The 4,241-nt window shown below is 60.6% G+C and carries 4 protein-coding genes and 1 pseudogene; 4 read left to right on the top strand and 1 reads right to left on the bottom strand.

Going from position 1 to position 4,241, the window contains the following annotated elements; genetic code table 11:
• Positions 1–100 precede the first annotated feature (100 nt).
• From ACSSVZ_RS27955 to ACSSVZ_RS27940, 4 genes and pseudogenes are all read left to right on the top strand, one after another.
• Positions 101–319: pseudogene (locus ACSSVZ_RS27955) on the top strand (zincin-like metallopeptidase domain-containing protein); the annotation flags it as partial.
• 161 nt (positions 320–480) lie between these two features.
• Positions 481–1,770, top strand: coding sequence for a hypothetical protein (locus ACSSVZ_RS27950; protein WP_453974142.1), 1,290 nt, complete (start codon positions 481–483; stop codon positions 1,768–1,770).
• Positions 1,771–2,085: 315 nt separating this feature from the next.
• Positions 2,086–2,376 (top strand): DUF736 domain-containing protein, encoded by a 291-nt coding sequence (locus tag ACSSVZ_RS27945; protein WP_453974141.1) that lies wholly within the window; start codon positions 2,086–2,088, stop codon positions 2,374–2,376.
• Between the two features lie 302 nt (positions 2,377–2,678).
• Positions 2,679–3,887: a sensor domain-containing phosphodiesterase gene (locus ACSSVZ_RS27940; RefSeq protein WP_453974140.1), complete on the top strand. Its 1,209-nt coding sequence runs from the start codon at positions 2,679–2,681 to the stop codon at positions 3,885–3,887.
• A 57-nt stretch (positions 3,888–3,944) separates the two neighbouring features.
• On the opposite strand, the gene ACSSVZ_RS27935 is transcribed toward ACSSVZ_RS27940, so the two are convergent.
• Positions 3,945–4,241: hypothetical protein (locus ACSSVZ_RS27935; protein ID WP_453974139.1), on the bottom strand; the 297-nt coding region annotated here is incomplete at its 5' end.

Below are 4,241 nucleotides of genomic sequence, written 5' to 3'. Positions count from 1 at the left end.
CGAGACCGACCGCGGAGAGAACCATGAACCCGGCGTGGGCGCAAAGCCCGATCAACCAGCTTGACCAATGCGATTAGAGAACTTTTCAGGGGGCATGCCACTCAAGACCCGCTTCGGCAGTGAAGCCTATGCTGCCGAAGAGCTGGTCGCCGAGCTCGGGGCCGCCTTCCTCTGCGCAGATCTCGACATCAGCCTGGAACCCCGTCCAGATCACGCATCTTACGTTGCTACCTGGCTCAAGGTCCTCAAGAACGACACCCGCGCCATCTTCACCGCAGCCTCCAAGGCGCAACAGGCCGTGCAGTTCCTGCAAGGCCTCGGATGGGGCGCGAGGCAGCGACTCTCAAACCAATTTGATAGGCCGATCCTATCAGCTGGAGACGCGTCTGCAAGCTCTCGACTAGGCGCGAAAACAGACTTGAATGATTGATTTTGGGCCAATAGCCTAAAAACTAGGTTTGGCTCGCCAGGGGGGTGGTGATGAAATCCGCACGCTTGATTGCGATTGTTTGTCTGACAATTGCCAATTGTTCTGCTCTGTGCCTTTCGCAGGCTCGGGCGTCCGAGTCCACGACCCTGGATCTTGACGGGTATTGGGGCGGATCGATCGGATTCAAGCGGCCAAGCTGGGTGGCCGAGGCACAGCTTAAGATCAGCGATGGCTATGGTGAGTTGAAATTCGAAACACGCGGCGCACCGGCTTTTTACGATGCCGTACGCGAAGGCCGTCTCAACCTGCCGGAACACTTTCGTATCGTTCCGGCTGACATCTCCAATCCGCGGCCGGATGTGCGCTGCACGTACTACCTGGAAGTCGCGCCCGACGGTTCAGCAAGGGGTATCGTCAAGACCGGCATGGTGACGTCGCTTTGCCCTCCCGATCCCCAAATCAGCTTTAGGCGGCAGGAGGGGGGAGAGGGCACCCGCCTCGTGTTTCATCTTGCCTCCGACACGCTCGAAGTCGAGTATCCCCTATATGCCAGCTACCGTCCGCTTGAGGCCGAGGAATTGACGGCAGTTCCCGCGCAACTCGACGTGCTGGGTGTCCGCCCCGGTCACACTTTCGATGAAGCCCGTAGCATTTTAACAGGGGCCGGCTACGTCCAGCTTCCGGCGGAAGAGGGCGGAAAGTCTGCCCTGTCGGCTGCGGATTGGTCACAGGAAGCCTATTCCTTCGTGAAGGGGGAGCCGTGGTTGTCCGGAAATGACAACGCATACCCCGACGCAGTGCTCCTAGCGCTTGAAACGCAAGAAATCGGGGAGGATGCAGCAGCGATCGACCCGTCGGAGCGGCAGGTGGTCTACATCTATCGCAAGGTCGCCTACCCGAAGGGTGAAGGCGTTGATGTTGCAGCCATGCGTAGCGCGCTTCAGAAAAAGTACGGTCCGTCTGCCGGCATGCCCTCAAGCGAAATGCGCATGTACGACACGAAAGGGAACGTCGTCGTGCAGCCGAACGCTTCCCGCTTCCTGGCCCAGTGCCAAAAGACCAATCTGCAAAAGATCAACTATCAGATACCGTATATTCCATCGATCACGATCCACAAGAAGCTGGTTGAGGATGTCCATCCTGATTGCGGCTCGAGGGCCGATATTGATTTTGGGATCCCGAGAAACAACATGACCGACCGTATAGAGGTGAGCGTCATCAACCATGCGATGATCTATCGGGATGCGTGGAAGCGAAGCCGGAACACCATCCGCGAGGATGCCCTCGCGCAGTTCGAACGCATGACGTCCGACGGGGCGGGCGACACGCCTGACCTCTAAGAGGTTGCGACAACCACCCATCGAATTCGTGTTCGACTGGACTGCCATGCCCATCTTCGGCAGGCGCGGCATCACTCCCTGCGCCCTTTCCTTTGCATGGCGGCACTGGCCCCGGCGCCGTGCCTGGCAACGGCGTGCTTCGACTTTTCTCCCCTGACCACCGGTCATTCCGCGCGGAGCAGAAAAGTCGGCGCGTGCCGTCGTCCGCTTCGCTTCCGCCCTCCGGGTGCAGGGCCCGGCCTCGACCGGGGCCGACGGTGAGCCATGGAAAGGTCGCGAGGAGCGCGGCCTCAAACACACCGAAAGGAGAAAGACATGGCAACCATTGGAACCTTCACCAAGACCGAGCGCGGCTACACCGGCGACATCCAGACCCTGACCTTCAAGGCGAAGGTGGCGCTGACGCCCGTGACAAGCGGCGGCGACACCGCCCCCGACTACCGCGTGACGGCGGGCACAGCCGAGATCGGCGCGGCTTGGACCCGCACCAGCGAGGCCGGCAACAGCTACCTTGCCATCAAGCTGGACGACCCGAGCTTCCCGGCCCCGGTCTACGCCAACCTTGTCGATCGCAGCGGCAAGCAGGTCCTGATCTGGACCCGCTGACGACAACCGGCCCCGCTCAACCGGCGGGGCCGCCATTTCCATCAGACGAAAGTGACTTCTGCCAAGTCAGACCAGAGCAGTGAGCGGCCGGAACATGCGAAAGGCGTCCTCAATCAATTCCACTGGCGAACGGCCACTCCCGGTGGTCCGCGCTCTTATTGAAAACCGAACGCCTTGCGCTAACCTCATGTGCCGCCGTGCGCCTGCATTGGGCCCGACGGGCCAAAAGAGATGCGGAACGAGAAGCCATCCGCCTGTGGTTTTCTTCGATCTGAGCGGTGAGGGATGGAGTACGTTGGACAATGCCCGAGCGGGCCCTAGCCGACCTTATTGTTCGAAGGGTAACCGAGCGCCGCGGTGACGGGGATATTGTCGCTCGCGCACTTGAGGTCATCCGCAAGCACCTTGGGATGGATGTCGCCTACGTATCTGAGTTCGTGGACGATAGGTCCGTGTTCCGGAAGGTGGATGCGCCCGGACTGGAGGAGCTGATTAAGGTCGGCGACTCCCAGTCCCTGAACGACGTTTATTGCCGGCACATCTTGGCGGGGCGACTGCCCGAGCTCATTCCCGACACGTCCGCCAATCTGTTCGCACGTCAGTTGCCGATCACTCAGGCGGTTCCCATCGGCGCGCATCTCAGTGTCCCGATCCGGCTGCCAGACGGCACTTCCTATGGGATGTTCTGTTGCTTGAGCTTCGCGCCGGACCGGTCCCTCAACGAGCGAGACCATCGAATGGTGAGCGCCTTTGCCGAGCTGGCGGCGTTCGAGATCAGCCGGGACGTGGAAGCGACGCGGGAAGAGCAGGAGAAGCGCGCCCGGATCGATTCGGTGCTGGAAGGCAGCCTGTTCGACATGGTCTACCAGCCCGTCGTGGACATTCACAACATGCGGACCGTCGGCTTTGAGGCGCTCTGTCGGGTCCGGGCGGAGCCAATCCGGCCGCCAGATCAGTGGTTCGCCGAAGCTGAAGAGGTGCAACGTCGCGAGGCTTTCGAGCTTGCGGCTATCCGGAAGGCGGCCTTGGCGCTGCCTGCACTTCCTGACGAGACGTTTCTTGCTGTCAATCTCTCGCCGGAAACGGTTTTTGCGCTCGACCTGGAGACCGCGCTGCGCGGACTGCGCCATGATCGGATCGTCCTGGAGATTACGGAGCAAACGTCGATTGCAGACTACGACGCCATCCGCGGTGCGCTGTCCCCGCTGCGTGCATCGGGTGTGCGCGTGGCCATCGATGATGCCGGCGCCGGCTATTCAAGCCTTCGGCACATTTTCCAATTGGAGCCGGACATGATCAAGTTCGACATGAGCCTGACGCGCGCGATCGACACCGATCCAGTCCGGCAGGCGATGATCGATGCCCTTGTCGGCTTCGCGGCGAGGACAGGCAGCGCGATCATCGCCGAGGGCGTCGAGACCGAAGCTGAATTCGAGTGCCTGCGGACGCTCAAGGTAGGCTTTGCCCAAGGCTACCACCTCGGTCGACCCGCGCCGCTCGAACCATCGTAACGTCTGGCGTCCCTCTCAGCCCGCTGGGTCCGGGTTGCCGCCGCGTCTTCGCTTCGATCAAGCGGTGACGGCACCTACCGAGCAGCGTTTCACGGGCCTGCGGGCTTTTGTTTTGTTGTCCGGTGTTGGCCCGCACTGGATCATGCTGGACATCTTTTTCCGTATTCGATAAGTATTGAATAAACTATTCGCCTCGGTATTGCGGCTTTTGTCCTGAGTTCCCATAACAATCTCAGGATGGAAAACAGTCGTATGCGGAAGGCAAGATGTACGTTGTCCCACATTTATTCGCATCACCTCGCCAAAGACTGGCGGCGGTGACGACTCATAAGCGGGCCAACCTGTGCGGCATTC

Source organism: Amorphus sp. MBR-141 (assembly GCF_053628695.1).
Note: the sequence above shows the minus strand (reverse complement) of the source record. Positions and strands in the feature narration are given on the sequence as shown.

What these genes read in the sequence shown, in the direction of transcription:
- ACSSVZ_RS27945 (WP_453974141.1), top strand. Translation starts at nt 2,086, where the DNA reads ATGGCAACCATTGGAACCTTCACCAAGACCGAGCGCGGCTACACCGGC.
- ACSSVZ_RS27950 (WP_453974142.1), top strand. Translation starts at nt 481, where the DNA reads ATGAAATCCGCACGCTTGATTGCGATTGTTTGTCTGACAATTGCCAAT.
- ACSSVZ_RS27940 (WP_453974140.1), top strand. Translation starts at nt 2,679, where the DNA reads ATGCCCGAGCGGGCCCTAGCCGACCTTATTGTTCGAAGGGTAACCGAG.